The organism is Microbacterium elymi (assembly GCF_021582895.2).
Classification (GTDB): domain Bacteria; phylum Actinomycetota; class Actinomycetes; order Actinomycetales; family Microbacteriaceae; genus Microbacterium; species Microbacterium humicola.
Genome location: NZ_CP091139.2, coordinates 874,663 through 890,027, shown reverse-complemented (window position 1 = coordinate 890,027; position 15,365 = coordinate 874,663). Strand labels below are relative to the sequence as shown.

13 protein-coding genes, 1 tRNA gene and 7 pseudogenes are annotated in these 15,365 nt (G+C 71.6%); 12 read left to right on the top strand and 9 right to left on the bottom strand.

What is annotated here, in order from left to right; genetic code table 11:
• The first annotated feature begins 4 nt into the window (after window positions 1-4).
• From L2X98_RS04840 to L2X98_RS04830, 3 genes and pseudogenes are all read left to right on the top strand, one after another.
• Entirely contained in the window at window positions 5-1,402 is a 1,398-nt protein-coding gene (locus tag L2X98_RS04840) for a glycosyltransferase (protein ID WP_259612500.1), read from the top strand.
• A gap of 355 nt (window positions 1,403-1,757) precedes the next feature.
• Window positions 1,758-2,382 (top strand): annotated as a pseudogene (locus L2X98_RS04835) (ClpP family protease).
• Window positions 2,379-2,969: a ClpP family protease gene (locus tag L2X98_RS04830; protein ID WP_259612499.1), complete on the top strand. Its 591-nt coding sequence runs from the start codon at window positions 2,379-2,381 to the stop codon at window positions 2,967-2,969. Before L2X98_RS04835 ends, L2X98_RS04830 begins: the two are co-directional and overlap by 4 nt.
• A gap of 44 nt (window positions 2,970-3,013) precedes the next feature.
• On the opposite strand, the gene L2X98_RS04825 is transcribed toward L2X98_RS04830, so the two are convergent.
• The 4 genes and pseudogenes from L2X98_RS04825 to L2X98_RS04810 all read right to left on the bottom strand — a co-directional run bounded on the left by L2X98_RS04825 (window position 3,014) and on the right by L2X98_RS04810 (window position 5,394).
• Window positions 3,014-3,256, bottom strand: coding sequence for an MBL fold metallo-hydrolase (locus L2X98_RS04825; protein ID WP_259613194.1), 243 nt, complete (start codon window positions 3,254-3,256; stop codon window positions 3,014-3,016).
• A 71-nt stretch (window positions 3,257-3,327) separates the two neighbouring features.
• Window positions 3,328-3,588 (bottom strand): annotated as a pseudogene (locus L2X98_RS20095) (MBL fold metallo-hydrolase); the annotation flags it as partial.
• A gap of 214 nt (window positions 3,589-3,802) precedes the next feature.
• Window positions 3,803-5,031 (bottom strand): annotated as a pseudogene (gene ligD / locus L2X98_RS04815) (non-homologous end-joining DNA ligase).
• Between the two features lie 39 nt (window positions 5,032-5,070).
• On the bottom strand, window positions 5,071-5,394 hold the full coding sequence (locus L2X98_RS04810; RefSeq protein WP_259612498.1) for a helix-turn-helix domain-containing protein: 324 nt from the start codon (window positions 5,392-5,394) through the stop codon (window positions 5,071-5,073).
• A 496-nt stretch (window positions 5,395-5,890) separates the two neighbouring features.
• Here L2X98_RS04810 and L2X98_RS04805 point away from each other — a divergent pair, with 496 nt between their 5' ends.
• Together L2X98_RS04805 and L2X98_RS04800 are read left to right on the top strand one after the other, a co-directional pair.
• A complete protein-coding gene (locus tag L2X98_RS04805) occupies window positions 5,891-6,187 on the top strand; it encodes an alpha/beta fold hydrolase (RefSeq protein WP_259612497.1) in 297 nt (98 codons plus the stop codon).
• On the top strand, window positions 6,168-6,656 hold the full coding sequence (locus tag L2X98_RS04800; RefSeq protein ID WP_259612496.1) for an alpha/beta fold hydrolase domain-containing protein: 489 nt from the start codon (window positions 6,168-6,170) through the stop codon (window positions 6,654-6,656). The genes L2X98_RS04805 and L2X98_RS04800 overlap by 20 nt, the downstream gene beginning before the upstream one ends.
• 177 nt (window positions 6,657-6,833) lie before the next feature.
• On the opposite strand, the gene L2X98_RS04795 is transcribed toward L2X98_RS04800, so the two are convergent.
• Together L2X98_RS04795 and L2X98_RS04790 are read right to left on the bottom strand one after the other, a co-directional pair.
• The gene (locus L2X98_RS04795) at window positions 6,834-7,541 is read right to left on the bottom strand and encodes a Bax inhibitor-1/YccA family protein (RefSeq protein ID WP_259612495.1); all 708 of its coding nucleotides are present in this window, start codon (window positions 7,539-7,541) and stop codon (window positions 6,834-6,836) included.
• A complete protein-coding gene (locus tag L2X98_RS04790; protein ID WP_259612494.1) occupies window positions 7,538-7,750 on the bottom strand; it encodes a hypothetical protein in 213 nt (70 codons plus the stop codon). Before L2X98_RS04790 ends, L2X98_RS04795 begins: the two co-directional genes overlap by 4 nt.
• A gap of 155 nt (window positions 7,751-7,905) precedes the next feature.
• Here L2X98_RS04790 and L2X98_RS04785 point away from each other — a divergent pair.
• Window positions 7,906-8,990, top strand: a pseudogene (locus L2X98_RS04785) (glycerophosphodiester phosphodiesterase family protein).
• 265 nt (window positions 8,991-9,255) lie between these two features.
• Here L2X98_RS04785 and L2X98_RS04780 read toward each other — a convergent pair.
• Entirely contained in the window at window positions 9,256-9,843 is a 588-nt protein-coding gene (locus L2X98_RS04780; RefSeq protein WP_259612493.1) for a CARDB domain-containing protein, read from the bottom strand.
• Between the two features lie 164 nt (window positions 9,844-10,007).
• On the opposite strand from L2X98_RS04780, the gene L2X98_RS04775 reads away from it, so the two are divergent.
• The 3 genes and pseudogenes from L2X98_RS04775 to L2X98_RS04765 all read left to right on the top strand — a co-directional run bounded on the left by L2X98_RS04775 (window position 10,008) and on the right by L2X98_RS04765 (window position 11,315).
• Complete coding sequence (locus L2X98_RS04775) at window positions 10,008-10,247, top strand: hypothetical protein (RefSeq protein WP_259612492.1); 240 nt, start codon at window positions 10,008-10,010, stop codon at window positions 10,245-10,247.
• A gap of 87 nt (window positions 10,248-10,334) precedes the next feature.
• A pseudogene (arfB, locus tag L2X98_RS04770) lies at window positions 10,335-10,761 on the top strand (alternative ribosome rescue aminoacyl-tRNA hydrolase ArfB); the annotation flags it as partial.
• Window positions 10,762-11,114: 353 nt separating this feature from the next.
• Window positions 11,115-11,315 (top strand): hypothetical protein, encoded by a 201-nt coding sequence (locus L2X98_RS04765; protein ID WP_259612491.1) that lies wholly within the window; start codon window positions 11,115-11,117, stop codon window positions 11,313-11,315.
• 30 nt (window positions 11,316-11,345) lie between these two features.
• Here L2X98_RS04765 and L2X98_RS04760 read toward each other — a convergent pair.
• A tRNA-Met gene (locus L2X98_RS04760) sits at window positions 11,346-11,418 on the bottom strand.
• 311 nt (window positions 11,419-11,729) lie between these two features.
• Here L2X98_RS04760 and L2X98_RS20090 point away from each other — a divergent pair.
• The 3 genes and pseudogenes from L2X98_RS20090 to L2X98_RS20080 all read left to right on the top strand — a co-directional run bounded on the left by L2X98_RS20090 (window position 11,730) and on the right by L2X98_RS20080 (window position 14,786).
• Window positions 11,730-13,350: pseudogene (locus L2X98_RS20090) on the top strand (S8 family serine peptidase).
• 82 nt (window positions 13,351-13,432) lie between these two features.
• Window positions 13,433-13,525, top strand: a pseudogene (locus L2X98_RS22625) (S8 family serine peptidase); the annotation flags it as partial.
• Between the two features lie 61 nt (window positions 13,526-13,586).
• Window positions 13,587-14,786 carry a DUF8811 domain-containing protein gene (locus tag L2X98_RS20080; RefSeq protein WP_354002926.1) on the top strand — a complete coding sequence of 400 codons (1,200 nt, stop codon included), beginning with the start codon at window positions 13,587-13,589 and terminating at the stop codon, window positions 14,784-14,786.
• 101 nt (window positions 14,787-14,887) lie between these two features.
• Here the strand turns inward: L2X98_RS20080 and L2X98_RS04740 are convergent, their stop codons facing one another.
• The gene (locus L2X98_RS04740; protein WP_259612490.1) at window positions 14,888-15,316 is read right to left on the bottom strand and encodes a DUF8738 domain-containing protein; all 429 of its coding nucleotides are present in this window, start codon (window positions 15,314-15,316) and stop codon (window positions 14,888-14,890) included.
• Window positions 15,317-15,365: the final 49 nt, after the last annotated feature.

Below are 15,365 nucleotides of genomic sequence, written 5' to 3'. Positions count from 1 at the left end.
CGCGATGAGCGCGACGTTCCCGGACGCGGACTACCTGGTCCTGTCCAGCCGGCTCATTCCCGACATGGACGGCGGCTACACGCTGGCCACGCTCGCCCGGGCGCGGCAGATGGCCGAGGCCGGCGTGCACGGGGGAGACGGTCCGCTCCTGCTGACGGTCGATCCCGGTACCCCCGCCGAGCATGCCCGGCACCGCCGCGTCTTCGACGAGCGCGCGCTGATCACCTCGCCGGCGCGCATGCGCAACCTGTTCGACGAGGCATCCGACCCCGTCGGCGGCGCGGCGCGATGGCTGCGGGACGCCGCGCACACCGGCGAGCCGGACCCGGCCCTGGAGTACCGCGTCATCGAGGACCCACGCGGCCGGCCCGCGGTCGCGCTGCCGGTCATCTCCGGCGATCCGGACTGGCATGTCAGCACGGCGGCGGTCGTCGTGTACGCCGCCGACGGGTCGATCGCCGGCGTCCTGGACGGGTTCGGCGCGCTGTACCGGGCCTGGCTCGACCACCTCGTGCAGGGGTTGCGCGCGGGGGACGCCGGGCGTCCGGTCGTCGTGCTGTGCGAGTCGCGTCAGCTCGGCGAGCTGCTGGCCGGCTGGGATGACGAGGGCGTGCGGCTCGTGCACGCGATCCATACGATCCACCTCGAACCGCCGTATCGTCCGGATGCTCCGGTCAACGCGCTCTGGTCGCGCTGGTTCGGCCTTGCCGAGCGGTTCGACGCCGTGCTGTGGCTGACCGCCGAGCAGCGCGCCGATGCGCGCGCACGGTTCGGGCTGGACGGGGTGCACGTGGTGGTGCCTCACGGGGTGGCGGCCGCGGCATCCGTCGTCCCGCCGGCCGAGCGGGATGCCGGCCGGGTCGTCATGCTGAACCGGCTCGCGCCGGGCAAGCGCATCGACCAGGCGATCCGGGCGTTCGCCGGAGTCGTCGCGGTCGTGCCCGAGGCGCGCCTGGACATCTACGGCGAGGGTCCGCAGCGGGCGGCGCTGCAGGGCCTCATCACCGAGCTCCACCTCTGCGCGCACGTCGCGCTCCGGGGAAGCACGGACGATCCCGGCCGGGTGCTGGACGAGGCATCCGCCCTCGTGTTCACCTCGGCGTTCGAGGGGCAGGGGCTCGCCGTGGTCGAGGCGCTCGCGCACGGCTGCCCGGTCGTGTCGTACGACGTGCGGTACGGCCCGCGGGATGCGCTCGCCGACGGCGGCGGCATCCTGGTGGCCGACGGCGACGAGGACGGCCTGACCCGCGCGCTGGTGCAGGTGCTGGACGACCCCGACCTGCGCGTGCGGCTGTCGCGCGAGGCGGTGCAGGCGGCGCGGCGGGTCGACCCGGAGCACGTGATGGATGCCCTGGCCGCCGCCGTGCGGGACGTGCTGGCGGCCCCGTCGCGCCGCGTCTGACCTCACACCCGTCGCAATGGCAGGCTGAATGTGCCCCCGCTGGCTGTGGCAGCGGGGAAGAGGTCGATCGGGCCTGCCGTTGCGACGCCGCCGGCCGGCCACCCCGGCCCGCGGCCCCGCCGCCCCGGCCCGCCGCCCCGGCCCGCCAAGCCCCGGCCCGCCGGGCCTGCCGCCCCGGCCCGCCGCGCCGCCAAGCCCCGGCCCGTCGCCCCGCCGAGTCTGCCGCCCCGGCCCGCCGGCCCGCCAAGCCCCGGCCCGCCAAGCCGCGGCCCGCCAAGCCCCGGCTCCGCCGCCGGCGGATCCGCACCCAGCGGATACCGGCCCGCACCGCGGCACCGGACGCCAACCTGGAGCCATGACACAAGACACGAAGCCCCCGGCCTTCGGCGACACGGCCCGCCGTGAGCTGTACCAGCAGCGGGTGCTGGTCCTGGACGGGCCGCTCGACGACGACAACGGCACCCTGCTGGCGACCCAGCTGCTCGCGCTGGCGGCCGAGGATGCCGCATCCGACATCGCCCTGTGGATCCACTCGCCGGGCGGGTCGGTGCCGGCGATGCTGGCGATCCGCGACGTCATGCGGCTGATCCCGAACGACGTCGCCACCCTGGTGCTCGGGATGGCCGCCAGTGCCGGTCAGTTCCTGCTCTCGGCCGGCACCCCCGGCAAGCGGCGGGCGCTGCCGCACGCGCGGGTGCTGATGCACCAGGGCTCGTCCGGCATCGGCGGGTCGGCCGTCGAGGTCGAGGCGCAGGCCGACGATCTGCGACAGCTTGCGCGACACCGTGCTCGGACTGATCGCCGCCGACACCGGGCAGAGCCCGGAGCGCGTGTTCGAGGATTCGCTGCACGACCGCTGGTACACGGCGGAGCAGGCCCAGGTGTACGGCTTCATCGACGGCATCGTGCGCGAATTCGGCGATGTGGTCCCCCGCCGTCGCCGACCGGTGGGCATCAGCACCGAGGGAGCGGCGGCATGAGCGGGTACACCATCCCGAACGTGATCGCGCAGAACCCGCGCGGCGACCGGATCATGGATGTCTATTCGCACCTGCTCAGCGAGCGGGTGGTCTACCTCGGCACCGCGATCGACGCGGGCGTGGCGAATGTGCTGATCGCGCAGCTGCTCCATCTGGACGCCGAGAGCCCCGAGCGCGACATCCAGCTCTACATCAACAGCGAAGGCGGCGATCCGTCGGCGATGCTGGCGGTGTACGACACCATGCAGCACATCCGGCCGGACGTGGCGACGACGTGCATCGGGCAGGCGGTCGGCGTCGGCGCGGTCATGCTCGCGGCCGGCACGGCCGGCAAGCGCGCCGTGCTGCCGCATGCGCGGGTCGTGCTGCACCAGCCGGCCGGGCAGGGCACCGGGGCGATCCCCGACCTGATCGTGCAGGCCGACGAGCTGGTGCGCGTGCGCGGCGACGTCGAGCAGATCCTCGCCGCGCACACCGGCCAGGACGCCGCGCGCCTGCGCGCCGACACCGACCGCGACCGGTTCTTCACGGCGGCGGATGCTGTGGCCTACGGCCTCGCGGATCGGGTGCTCGCCTCGGCTCGATGAGCCCGTTCCCGGGCCCGTGGGGCCCGTGGACGGGGCGCGGCGGCTCAGCCGGCCGCCGCGCGCACGGCGTCGACGGCGGCCTGCGGCGAGCCGTGCCACGGTGTGCCGTGACCGGGGAGCACCCACTCCGCGTCCAGCCCCGCGATCCGGTCGAGCGACGCGAGCGCCTGCGCCGGGTCGTCGGTGAACGGAGCCGGGGCGGCGCCGGCCCGGCCGGTGAGCACGTTGCGGGTGGTGAGGGCGTCGCCGACGAAGACCGCCCGCGCCACGGGCGAGTACACGGCGATGCTGCCGGGGAGTGCCCGGGCATGCCGATCAGCTGCGGCGCTCCGGGCAGGTCGAGGGTGTCGCCGTCGTGCACCTCGACCAGGTCGGTGAGCCAGGTCGTGCGCATGCCGCCCTTGCGGATGCTGTAGCCCAGAAAGCCGAGGACCGCGCCGAACCGCATCGCGCCCCAGGCGGTCTTGGGCTTGTCGCCGCCGCGGGCGCGATCGGCGTCGGCGGCGTGCACGTAGACCGGGACGCCGGCCTCGCGCCGCAGCCGCTCGGCGAACCCCAGATGATCGGAGTCGCCGTGCGTGGCGATCAGCCCCCGGATGTCGGCGAGCGAACGGCCCATGTCGCGCAAGCTCGTCCTGCAGGTCGCGCCAGTGCCCGGCCAGGCCGGCGTCGATGACGGTGATGCCGTCGTCGGTGACGATCAGATAGGCGGCGACGATGTCGTTGCCGATCCGGCGAAGGTGGGGTCCGAGCTCCATGGGGGTGCCTCCCGGGCGTGTGGGGCGGGTGGGGTGGGTGTATTGGGGTGGGTGCTGTGGGACGAGCGGGCGCGGTCAGCGGCCGGCCCACGGGTCGTAGTCGGCCAGCAGCGGCCCCTGCTCGGGGCGCTCTGCCTCGGGAACGTGCTGCAGGTTGATGCGGACGCGGTACCACTGCGAGCTCGAGCCGCGCATCCCGTCGACGAGCACGTCGGCGGGATGCAGGCATCCCGCCACCGCCGGATGCTCGGTCTTCCACTGTTCCAGCGCGTCCTCGGCCTCGTGCTTGGTCTTGGTCCGGGCGATCTCGATCAGCGGCATGGTCGAGGCGCGGCGCCCGGACTCGTTCTTCCCGCGCGGTGCCCGCTCGGCCGGTCCGAGCTCGTCCGCGAGCCGCAAGCGACTCCAGCGAGCCCGGGGCGTCGTCGATCCCGGCATGCGGGTCGCCCTGGTCGGCGAAGCGCTGCGGCACGGTGCGGACCGTGAACTCCTCGGGGCGCCGGGCCCGCACCTCGTCCCACGCCAGCGGCGTCGAGACCCGTGCATCCGGCAGCGGGCGCACCGAGTACGCGGATGCCACGGTCCGGTCCTTCGCGTTCTGGTTGAAGTCGACGAACACGCTCTCGCCGCGCTCCTCCTTCCACCACCGCGCGGTCGCGAGCCCGGGCGCGCGCGATTCCACGTCGCGGGCGAACGTCTCGGCGGCCAGCCGCACGGCGCGGAAGTCCCACTCCGGCCGGATCCGCACCAGGATGTGGATGCCGCGCGATCCGCTGGTCTTCGGCCAGCCCACCAGGCCGTGGTCGGCCAGCGCCTCGCGCGCGATGAGGGCCACATCCACGATCTGGCCCCACTCCACGCCGGGCATCGGGTCGAGGTCGACGCGCAAGCTCGTCAGGATGCTCGAGGTCGCCGGCGCGCACCGCGTGCGGGTTGAGGTCGAGGCAGCCCAGGTTCGCCAGCCAGGCCAGGCCCGCGGCATCCCGGATCACGGCCTCTTCGGCGGAGGTCCCCGACGCATAGTGCAGCGTCGCGGTGTCGATGTAGTCGGGGTGATTCTCGGGCACGCGCTTCTGGAAGAACGGCTCGGCGTCGATGCCCTTCACGAAGCGCTTGAGCACGAGCGGGCGGTCTCCGGCGCCCCGCAGCGCGCCCTCCGCCACCGAGAGGTAGTACTGCACCAGGTCGAGCTTGGTCAGCCCCGGCTCGGGGAAGACGACCTTGTCGGGGTGCGAGACGCGCACGTCGTGGCCGTCGATCTGCAGGTGCGCGTCGCCGGAGCCCTTCGCCTGTCGGGCGCTCATGTCCGCCACGTTAGCGGCCGAGGGATGCCGCAGCCAGCCCTACGCAGCGTTCACCACCGCGCCGGAAGAGACCGGGCGCAGCCCCTCGGCGACCGCGGAGGCCAGGTCGAGCAGAGTGAGATCCAGCGCTCCGGCGACCGCGGCCAGCATCTCGCTGGAGGGCTCCTTCAGCCCGCGCTCGATCTCGGACAGGTACTGCATCGAGACGCCCGAGCGGCCGGCGGTGTCGGCGAGGCGCTCGCCGCGCTCCTGCCGGGTGCGGCGCAGGACATCGCCCACGGCCTCGCGCCACAGCGGGTCGAGCTGGCGCTCCCGCGGGCGGTGGTGTGCGGGCGCGGGGTGCAGCGGGACGATCTCTGCCATGCGCTCACGATACGGCCACGGGTGCGTCGGCGTCCGGCCGTTCCGCTGACAGCGGACCCGAGACCGGGGCGGGCGCGGGGGTCCGAGTGCTCGCGGGGGACGGCGGGCGGGAGCCCGGGATTCGGCGCGTGTCCTCGCCGAGACCGGGGATCCTCCGCGTGTCATCGCCGAGACCGGGGATTCTCCGCGAAACCCAGTGGCGCGTCCTCGGTTTCGCGGGAGATCCCCGGTCTCGGCGTCGTGCGCGGGCGAACGCGGGAGGCCTGAGTGCTCGCGGGGGACGGCGCGGGCGGGCGGGCGACAGTGCCCGCGGGACGGCGCTTGTGGGATGACGGTGCGACCGCTACTGTGACGACGGTCGTGATCGATCGAGGAGGTGAGTGAGTCCCCGTGAACAGTTCAGCCCAGAGGGGCGCTCTTCCTCGCCTGCGCGACGAGGCGACGATCTAGACGTCGCGGAGGAGTGCCCCGAGACATCCTCTCGGAAGGCACCATCATGCACCTGAATTTCATCGCGGAGACCTCGTCGGATGGCGTGGTCGACCGCAGTTTCACCGTCGGAGACGTTCCCGGCGTCCTGTGGTCGCCGGAACGACCCGTGGCCGGAGCGCCGCTTCTGCTCATGGGTCACAGCGGCGGCCTGCACAAGCGGCACCCCGGCCTCGTCGCTCGCGCACGGAGCGCCGTCGTGCGCGACGGGTTCCACGTCGCGGCGATCGACTCTCCCGGTCACGGCGATCGTCCCCGGTCGCGTGCGGATCAGCAGTGGGTCGATGCGCTGCGACGCGCGTGAGAACGGCGAGTCGTTCGACCCGATCATCGGCCCCTTCAACGCCTCGCTCGCCGAGCGCGCGGTGCCGGAGTGGCAGCAGACGATCGACGCCCTGCAGACGCTCCCCGAGATCGGCGGCGCGGCGCCGGTCGGGTATTCCGGCATGACGACGGCGACCGCGATCGGCATCCCGCTCGTCGTCGCCGAGCCGCGCATCCGAGCGGCGATCTTCGGGGGAGTGTTCGTGTACGACGCGCTCATCGAGGCGGCGCGACGGGTGACGATCCCGATCGAGTTCCTTCTGCCGTGGGACGACCCCGAGATCGACCGCGGCCCGGGTCTGGCGCTGTTCGACGCGTTCGGGTCGGAGGACAAGACGCTGCACGCCTTTCCGGGCTCGCATTTCCGCGTGCCGATGGAGCGGATCGATACCCGGTTCTTCGCCCGCCACCTCGGCGTGCCGGCACGCTCCTCGGCCGAGTCGCGCTGAGCGGCGCCGCCTGACTCCCGAGACCGGGGATCCTCCGTGAAACCGAGCGGTATGTCCCCGGTGTCACGAGAGATCCCCGGCTTCGGCGTCGTGGCGGCCGGCAGGGCGGGCGGACGCGGCATCCGGGGACGACGAAGGGGACCGCCGGGTGGGCGGTCCCCTTCACAACGAGCAGGGTCAGTTGCTGCGCGCGATGGCGATGATCCGCAGGATCTCGATGTAGAGCCAGACGACGGTGACCATGATGCCGAAGCCGCCGAGCCAGCCGTACTTGCGGGGAGCGCGGTTGCGCACGCCCTGCTGGATGAAGTCGAAGTCCTGCACGAGCGAGTACGCCGCCATGATGACCACGAACACGCCGATGATCAGGCCGAGCGGGATGCCGGCGATCTTCATGCTGCTGAGCATGCCGAAAGCGCCCGCAGAGCCGGCCGGGAACGCGCCGAACATCATCATGATGACGTTGATCACCGAGAAGGCGAGGTAGCCGAGCATCGCGATCATCCAGATCTTGGTCGCCCGCTTGGACGCCCGGATCTTGCCGCTCGCGAACAGCGCCAGCGTCACGCCCACGACCGCCAAGGTCGCCAGGGTCGCCTGCAGCACGATCCCGGGCCAGATGAACTCGAAGAACATCGAGATCGCCCCGACGAACAGGCCCTCGAAGGCCGCGTAGGCGAAGATCAGCGCGGGACGGACGGTCTTGGAGAACGAGACGATCATCGCGAGGATGAACCCGCCGGCCATGCCGACGATCCACGGCACCATCGTCGGGCCGGAGGTCGCGGTGACCGTCGATGCCGACCAGATCCAGCCGGCGACGGCGCCGACGACCAGGACGGCGAACAGGGCGAGGGTCTTCAGGACGGTGTCCTCGACGCTCATCCGGTCGGTCTCGATGGCGCTCGCCGACGGGCCGGCGAACTGGCCCTCCAGCTTGCGCGTTGACCGCGGCGGTCTGCGCCTGCCTGCGTGAACGCGGCGCTCTGCGTCTGGCCGCCGATGTTCGCGGCCTGCGGGCCGCCCGGATAGCTCTTGACAGCGCTCTTGTCCTGGAACGCGGGGTTGTTGAAGGCGGGGTTTGCCGAAGGCATGCTCGCACTCTCCAGAAGTCTGTGTCAGGGTCACAGCACGTTGCTGTGCTTCCACGATAGTCGGCACCCCCGCACCGCGCGCCCCCTCGGCCTGTGATTCCCCTTTGAGAGGCCGCGCTCCCGCCGGGTGAACACCCCGCGATTACGCTGAAGGAGTGCCGGGATCTGCTCCGCTCGTGATCGGACACCGGGGCGCGCCCGGATATCGCCCCGAGCACACCCGCGCGTCCTACGCGCTCGCCCTCGCGGAGGGGGTGGATGCCGTCGAGCCCGACGTCGTGGTCAGCGCCGACGGTGTGCTGGTCGTCCGGCATGAGAACGAGATCTCGGGCACGACGGATGTCGCCGACCGGCCCGAGTTCGCGGCCCGGCGCACGACCAAGACGGTCGACGGGCAGCGGGTCGAGGGCTGGTTCACCGAGGATTTCACCTGGGACGAGCTGTCCACCCTGCGCGCCCGCGAGCGGCTGCCCGGCTGCGACCGGACAGCGCGGCCTTCGACGGGCGCGAGCCCGTGCTGCGCCTGCGCGACGTCCTCGACCTCGTCGCCGGGTGCGGCACCCGCGGCTCCGGCTCCCGCGACGCTGGCGGCCGCGGCCCCGGCACCCGCGACGCCGTCGGCCGCGACGCTCGCACCAGCTCCCGCGACGCCGGGATCGTGCTGGAGATCAAGCACGCCACGTATTTCGCCGCTCTGGGCTGGGATGTCGCGGCCCTGGTCGCCGACGAGCTGCACGCCGCCGGCTGGGCGGACGGCAGCCGCCCGCTGATCATCGAGTCGTTCGAGCAGACCGTGCTCGGGCAGGTGCGCGAGCACGGCATCGCCGCGCGTCTGGTGTTCCTGCTCGAGGCCTCGGGCCGGCCGTTCGACCTGGTCGCCGCGCGCGGCTCCGCCGCACCGACCTACGCGCACCTGGCGACGCCGGCCGGGCTGGACGGGCTCGCGGGCGAGGTCGACGGCATCAGCGTCGCCAAGAAGATGATCCTCGCACCCGACCGACTCGGCCGGGTCTCGACCCCCAGTGCGCTCGTCGCCGACGCGCACGCGCGGGGGCTCAGCGTGTTCGCCTGGACGTGCCGGCCCGAGAACACGTTCCTGTCCCGCGCGTTCCGGGGCACGGGCGGGAAGGCCTCCTTCGGCGACTACGCCGCGGAGTGGGGGATGCTGCGCGACACCGGCCTCGACGGGGTGTTCGTCGATCACCCCGACCTCGGCATCCGCGTCTTCCGTGAGGAGTGAATCCCCACACCCGCGCCGCCGATCCGCGAGATCGGGAGAATGCTCCACTTTGCGCCGCTCGAGCGTGCATTCTCCCGATCTCGCGCACGGTGCGCGGCCCGGCCGTGCCGCGCGACGCCCCGGAGGAGTGCCGGCGGCGACCGGGCTGGGCGGTGCCGAGCACGCTCCTCGCGACCGTCGTGCTCGTCGCGGCGGCCGCGTGCTCGTGCCGCGAACTCCTGGAAGGCATCGGCGAGGCGTTCGGCCTCGGCATCCTCACCTCGAATCAGGGCAGGATGGTCGATACCACCGACGCCGCGTTGTTCGACTCGTTCGATTCGCTCACTTGTAGGCCATAGTCGGCGGTCGCTGTCACCGTGGAGGCACCGGCGGTCCCATACACATCCCCGGGTGCCGGCGGCACGGCTGTGATCACAATCGTGGCGCTCGCACCGGGTTGCAGGGCGCCGTCGCCGTAGCAGTACACCGTCTGCTGCATGTATTCCGGCGGCACGATGCAGGTGAAGCCGATCGCGCCGCGGATCACGGCGTTCGCGTTCACGTCCCCGCGCCAATTGGTCAGCCAGCTCACATTGACCGGGGTCGCGACTGCGCTGCCGGCGTTCGTGACAGTGATGGTCCACGCGCCTGCGGCATAGAGCCCCCGCACCGACGCGGGACCGGATATCGTCGTCTGCAGGTCGGGTAGGGCGGGAGCCGTGACCGACGTTCTGACCAGCGCGGTGTTGTTCGTCTCGGACCTCTCGGTGATGGCGCCGGCCGGATCGGCCGAGACCGTGATGGAGACGGAGGCTGTCGCAACGGGGAAGTGCACCGTCACGGGGAGAGAAGCGCTTGCGGCGTTCGTCAGCATGCCGCCCGAGCAGGTGGCGACCGCGCCTGCGGTGCCTGCACGTCCAGCCCGCTGAAGACACGGCCGCGATCGTCGCTCCGCTTGCGGTGATCCGGAGCGACACGCCCCGGGCCGTCGCGCCATTCAGGGAGGACGAATTGGTCACCCTCGCGGTATAGACGGCCGTGCTTCCGCCCGTCGCCGACGTCGGTCCGCTGACACTCGCGACGAGGTCAGGAAGCCTCACGACGGGGTCGATCACGCCGCTGCAGATCGGTGGCGGGTCGGACACCGCACAGTTCGGTCGCGCTGATGCCGGCAACGTGGTGACGAAGACGCCGGTGGCGACCATGACCACTGCTGAGAAGATGGCGGTGAGACGAGACGCCCGACGGTTCATGTCGTACTCCTTGGATCGCGAATGAAGGATTGCCTTCCCACCACAGGAGCCCGCGGGTGCGCGCGCTGATACGCGGTCCCAGGCAGGTGGGACGTCGGGGGATGATGGAGGCATGCCTGCCGCCCATCGCCCCGGTCTGCGGGTGACGGCGGGGCTCACGATCCCCGAGTCGGAGCTGTCGTGGCGCTTCTCGCGTTCGTCTGGTCCGGGCGGGCAGGGGGTGAACACGGCCGACTCGCGCGTGGAGCTGGTGTGGGATGCCGCCGGCTCGGCCGTGCTCTCGCCGGTCCAGCGCGAGCGACTGCTCGACCGCCTGAGCGGGCGGCTCGTGGACGGCGTGCTGACGATCACGGCATCCGAGCATCGGGCGCAGCCGGAACCGGGATGCCGCACGCGCCCGGCTCGCTGCGGTGGTGGGCGAGGCCCTGCGTCCGCCCGCGCCGTCGCGCCGGCCGACCAGACCGGGTCGCGGTGCGCACGAGCGGCGGCTGGCGGCGAAGAAGCGGCGCACCGACGTCGAACGGCTTGCGCCGACCCCCGGATTAGGCCGATTCGTCGAGGACCAGGCGGTAGCCCATGCCCGACTCGGTGAGCAGGTGCCGCGGGTGCGCCGGGTCGGCCTCGAGCATGCTTCCACGTCCGGTTCCGAATGCGACGGTATGGTCGCGCACCGGCATGGCGCCCCGACGCAGTGTCTCAGATGCGCCGTACGCTCGCACCGTGGCCACCCTTGACGATCTGCGGCGCACGGCATCCGCCCTGCCCGGAACCGAAGAGAGGGCGATGACGGGCGGCGCTGCCTGGTTCGTGCGGCGGAAGCTCTATGCGTGGGAGTGCCGTCCATGGCCGAGCATCCCTCAGGACGTGCGCGAGATCATCGCAAGCCGAACTCGTGGTGGGAGTCAAGGTCGGCGATCGCCTCGATGCGCTGGCACTGGTCGAGATGGCGCCGGAGGTCTTCCTGCGCACGACGACCCCCTGGGGCGAGCCGAAGGTGGCGTTCCGCATGCCCCGCATCGACCCCGACCATCTCGTCGAGCTCGTCACGGAGGCCTGGCGCATCCAAGCGCCGAAGTACCTGCGCGGCGACTGATCGGGTTGGTGATGGTCAACCCCGATGTCGACGCGACGGCGGGAGTCGAACCCGTTGCGCGACCGGGTATGAACCGGCGCCCGGAACCAACCGGATCGTCGCGATGACCCCAGGCTAGGCGCGACCGGCGACACCCACACGTTGAGTGACGGCGCATGAACCGCGGTGACGGCGGATGACGACGCGTGTCCGGACGTGACATCCTCAGCGCCCTCCAGGTGAGATGGCTCTCATCTGCGGCGTCGCCCATTGACCGGTGTTCAGGTTGCTCATAGCGTTCACTCTGGTGCCTTCCAGCTCTGCACAACGGAGCCGGTTCTGGGCGCCGCTCAACGAAGAGAAGGCAGATCTGTGTACAGACGGATACTGGCCATCGCCGGCGCCCTGGCGCTGACGATCCCGGCAACAGCCGCGATGGCCGCAACATCACCTGATTCCGATCCCGCAGCACGGTTCACGCAGACGTCACCGTCGACGACGACGGGCGACTTCACGCCGGTCGGTGCCGACCCGACACGTCGCGTGAGCGTCATCGTGCAGATGACCGGCGACCCCGTCGCCGTCGTGCAGGCGGACAAGGGCCGCGCCCTCACCAAGAGCGAGCGCTCATCGATCAAGAGCAAGCTCAAGAAGGAGCAGGATGCCGTCACCGGCAGCATCCGCTCCAAGGGCGGCAAGATCGAAGCGCAGATGCAGTCGGCCTACAACGGCATCCAGTTGACCATCAGCTCCAACCAGATCGACGCCCTCGAGCAGCTGCCCGGCGTCGAAGCCGTGCACGCCACGCCGACCCACACCATCGACAACACCGTCTCGGTGCCGTTCCTCGGCGTCCCCGATGTGTGGCAGAACACCGGCTACACCGGCAAGAACATCAAGATCGCCGTCATCGACACCGGCATCGACTACACCCACGCCGACTTCGGCGGCCCGGGCACCGCTGCCGCCTACAAGGAGGCGCACACCACCGAGACCCAGCCCGCCAACCCCGCCTGGTTCGGCCCGAACGCGCCCCGGGTGAAGGGCGGCACCGACCTCGTCGGCGACGCCTATGACGCGAACGACGCCAACTCGGTCCCCAAGCCCGACCCGAACCCGCTCGACTGCCAGGGTCACGGCAGCCACGTCGCCGGCACCGCCGCCGGCAGCGGCGTGCTCGCCGACGGCTCGACCTACACCGGCGCGTACGACGACGCCACGGAGTCGAACGACTTCGCCGTCGGCCCCGGCGTCGCCCCGCAGGCTGACATCTACTCGGTGCGGGTGTTCGGCTTGCGCCGGCAGCACCAACGTCGTCGTCCCGGCCATCGACTGGGCCGTCGACCACGGCATGGACGTCATCAACATGTCGCTCGGCTCGGACTACGGTCGCGCCGGTGACCCGGATGCCGTCGCCGCGGCCAACGCGGTCGGGGCCGGGGTCGTCGTCGTCGCCTCCGCCGGCAACGAAGGCCACAACCCGTACATCGTCGGCTCGCCCAGCGTGGGCGGCGGCGTCGTCTCGGTCTCGGCCGTCGACAGCACGGCATCCTTCCCCGGCGCAAAGATCGCCCTGCCGGGCGGAACGATCGACGCCATCAACGCGAACGGCGCCGACCTCTCGCAGACGGCGGACATGACCGTCGCCTACCTGAAGGACGACCCGAATACGAGCGAGAACGAAGCGCTCGGCTGCTCGGTCGCCGCCTACACGTCGAACGGCGTCACCTCGGGCGGCAACCAGCTCGCCGTCTCGCAGCGCGGAACCTGCGCGCGCGTCGCGAAGGCGATCTTCGCGCAGCAGGCCGGCGCTGCCGGCGCCGTGATGGTGAACGACTCCGACGGCCTGCCGCCGTACGAGGGCACCGTCACCGAGAACCCCGACAACGGGGAGCCGTTCGATCTCACCATCCCGTTCCTCGGGGTGCGCAAGACCGACGGCGCAAGCGCTTCTCGCCGCCGACGGCCAGACCGCCTCGATCAGCGGCGGGACCATCGCCAACCCCGGCTTCCGGCACTATGCCGACTTCACCTCGGGCGGCCCCCGCTCGGGTGACAGCGCGGTCGCACCGGATGTCGCGGCCCCGGGCGTCAGCATCCGCTCGGTCGCCGTCGGCACCGGCAGCGGCTCGACCGTCATGTCGGGCACCTCGATGGCCAGCCCGCACGTCGCGGGCGTCGCCGCCCTCGCCGTGCAGGCGCATCCGACCTGGTCGAGCGCCGATGTCGCATCGGTGCTGACCACGACCGCCGACCCGTTGAAGGTCGTCGGTCAGGACAACACCGTCGGCGGTGTCGGCCTGGTCGACCCCGCCGCAAGCGGTCGCCGCCACGGTGACGGCTGCCGGCGACACGTTCCGCACCACGAGCGGTCGCGAGACGCAGCCGACGGTGAGCTTCGGCTACGACAGCTCGTCGCTCGGTTTCGTGAAGGCGCGCACCATCACGCTGACGAACCACGGCAGGTCGGCCGTCACCTACAAGGCATCGACGGTGGCCTCGGCCGCCTCGGCGAAGGCGAAGGTGTCGGTGTGGCCCTCCACGGTGACGGTGCGCCCGGGCAAGTCGGCGAAGGTGGCCGTCACGCTGACCGCCCGCGCCGGCGACGTCGGGTCGTCGCTCGCGGACGAGTTCTCGTTCTACCAGTTCGCCGGCGACGTGGTCTTCACCGCGAAGTCGTCGACGCTGCACGTGCCGTACCTGCTGGTGCCGCGCGCTGACGCGAAGGTCGGGGTGACCCACGGGTCGAAGTTCTCCAAGAACGTCACGAAGAAGGGCGGCACCGAGAAGATCACGTTGCAGAACCGGTTCGGTGCGCTGGACGCATCCGCCGACTTCTACACGTGGGGCCTGTCGGACAAGTCGGACCTCGCCAGGGGCCTCGATGACAGCGGCGTCGACTTGCGCGCTGCCGGCGTGCAGTCGTTCGACACGGCGGACGGCACGCTGATGGTGTTCGCGGTGAACACCTACAAGAGGTGGTCGAACGCGGCGAACAACGAGTACGACGTGGTGATCGACACGAACAACGACGGAAATGCCGACAAGATCGTGTTCTCGGCGGACAACGGGCTGGTGACAGCAGGATCGGTCGACGGCCGGTCGACGGTGTTCGTGTACGACGTCGCGACAGGCACCACGGCGGGCCCGTACTTCCTCGCACAGGCGCCCACCGACAGCAGCACGATCCTGCTGCCGATGTACACCAGCGTGCTGGGGATCACCGGGCCGTTCTCGTACACGGTGCAGTCGGCGTCGGTGGTCGACTCGGCCATCGGTGACGAGTTCTCGTCCTGGGCAGCGTACGACCCGAACGCCCCGGCGATCTCGAACGGCCAGTTCGGCACCGTCCCGGCGCACGGCAAGTCGGTGTCATTCGAGGTGGCGGTCGATCCGGCTCAGGTCGCGAAGCAGAAGCCGCTGGGCACGATGATCGTCGTTCCCGACAACCGCGCGGGCGGCGACGAGGCGCTGCTCGTGTCGGCGCGCTAGCGACGGCGCGGCAGCGATCGCGCGACAGCGATTCGCCGGGGCGGTCCGAAAGGGCCGCCCCGGCTCGCGTCACGGCCGGCTCGCGTCACGGCCGGCTCGCGTCACGGCCGGGCCGCGGGGCGGCCGTTCTCGCACGGCAGCGGGGTGTCCGACGTCCCGAACCGGTAGTCGTACGTCTTCCCGCCCGCGGTGACGACCACCCGCATCCCGTCGACGAGCGCCTGAGTGTAGCTCGCCCCCGGCGCCGGGCATCCCAGGGCGCCGTTGGGCCAGGTCATCGCCTCGGCCGAGACCAGGGTCGGAGTCGCCGTCACGCCCCGCCGGCCGAGGTCGGCGACGAGTGCGTCCCAGCGAGCGTCGGGCACCGTGGTCGGAGTGCCGGACGGCGCGGATGCCGAAGGCGTCATGCTGGTGAACGGCGGACGCGTGCCCGACGTCGGGCCGGTGGGGTTGTTCATCGAGGCTCCCGAGCAGCCGGTCAGACACAGCAGGAGGAGTCCCGCCGCGCCGGCCGCGATTCGTGCGGACATCTCGGATCCTTCCCGTTCGCCCCAGGATAAGCGGTCGCCGCCTCGCGCG

Bases quoted from the DNA above. Each gene is read 5' to 3' on its own strand.
- L2X98_RS04800 (WP_259612496.1), top strand. From the start codon at position 6,168: ATGCGCTGCGACGCGCGTGAGAACGGCGAGTCGTTCGACCCGATCATC.
- L2X98_RS04805 (WP_259612497.1), top strand. From the start codon at position 5,891: ATGCACCTGAATTTCATCGCGGAGACCTCGTCGGATGGCGTGGTCGAC.
- L2X98_RS04840 (WP_259612500.1), top strand. From the start codon at position 5: ATGAGCGCGACGTTCCCGGACGCGGACTACCTGGTCCTGTCCAGCCGG.
- L2X98_RS04740 (WP_259612490.1), bottom strand. From the start codon at position 15,316: ATGTCCGCACGAATCGCGGCCGGCGCGGCGGGACTCCTCCTGCTGTGT.
- L2X98_RS04830 (WP_259612499.1), top strand. From the start codon at position 2,379: ATGAGCGGGTACACCATCCCGAACGTGATCGCGCAGAACCCGCGCGGC.
- L2X98_RS04810 (WP_259612498.1), bottom strand. From the start codon at position 5,394: ATGGCAGAGATCGTCCCGCTGCACCCCGCGCCCGCACACCACCGCCCG.
- L2X98_RS04790 (WP_259612494.1), bottom strand. From the start codon at position 7,750: ATGCCTTCGGCAAACCCCGCCTTCAACAACCCCGCGTTCCAGGACAAG.
- L2X98_RS04795 (WP_259612495.1), bottom strand. From the start codon at position 7,541: ATGAGCGTCGAGGACACCGTCCTGAAGACCCTCGCCCTGTTCGCCGTC.
- L2X98_RS04780 (WP_259612493.1), bottom strand. From the start codon at position 9,843: ATGCTGACGAACGCCGCAAGCGCTTCTCTCCCCGTGACGGTGCACTTC.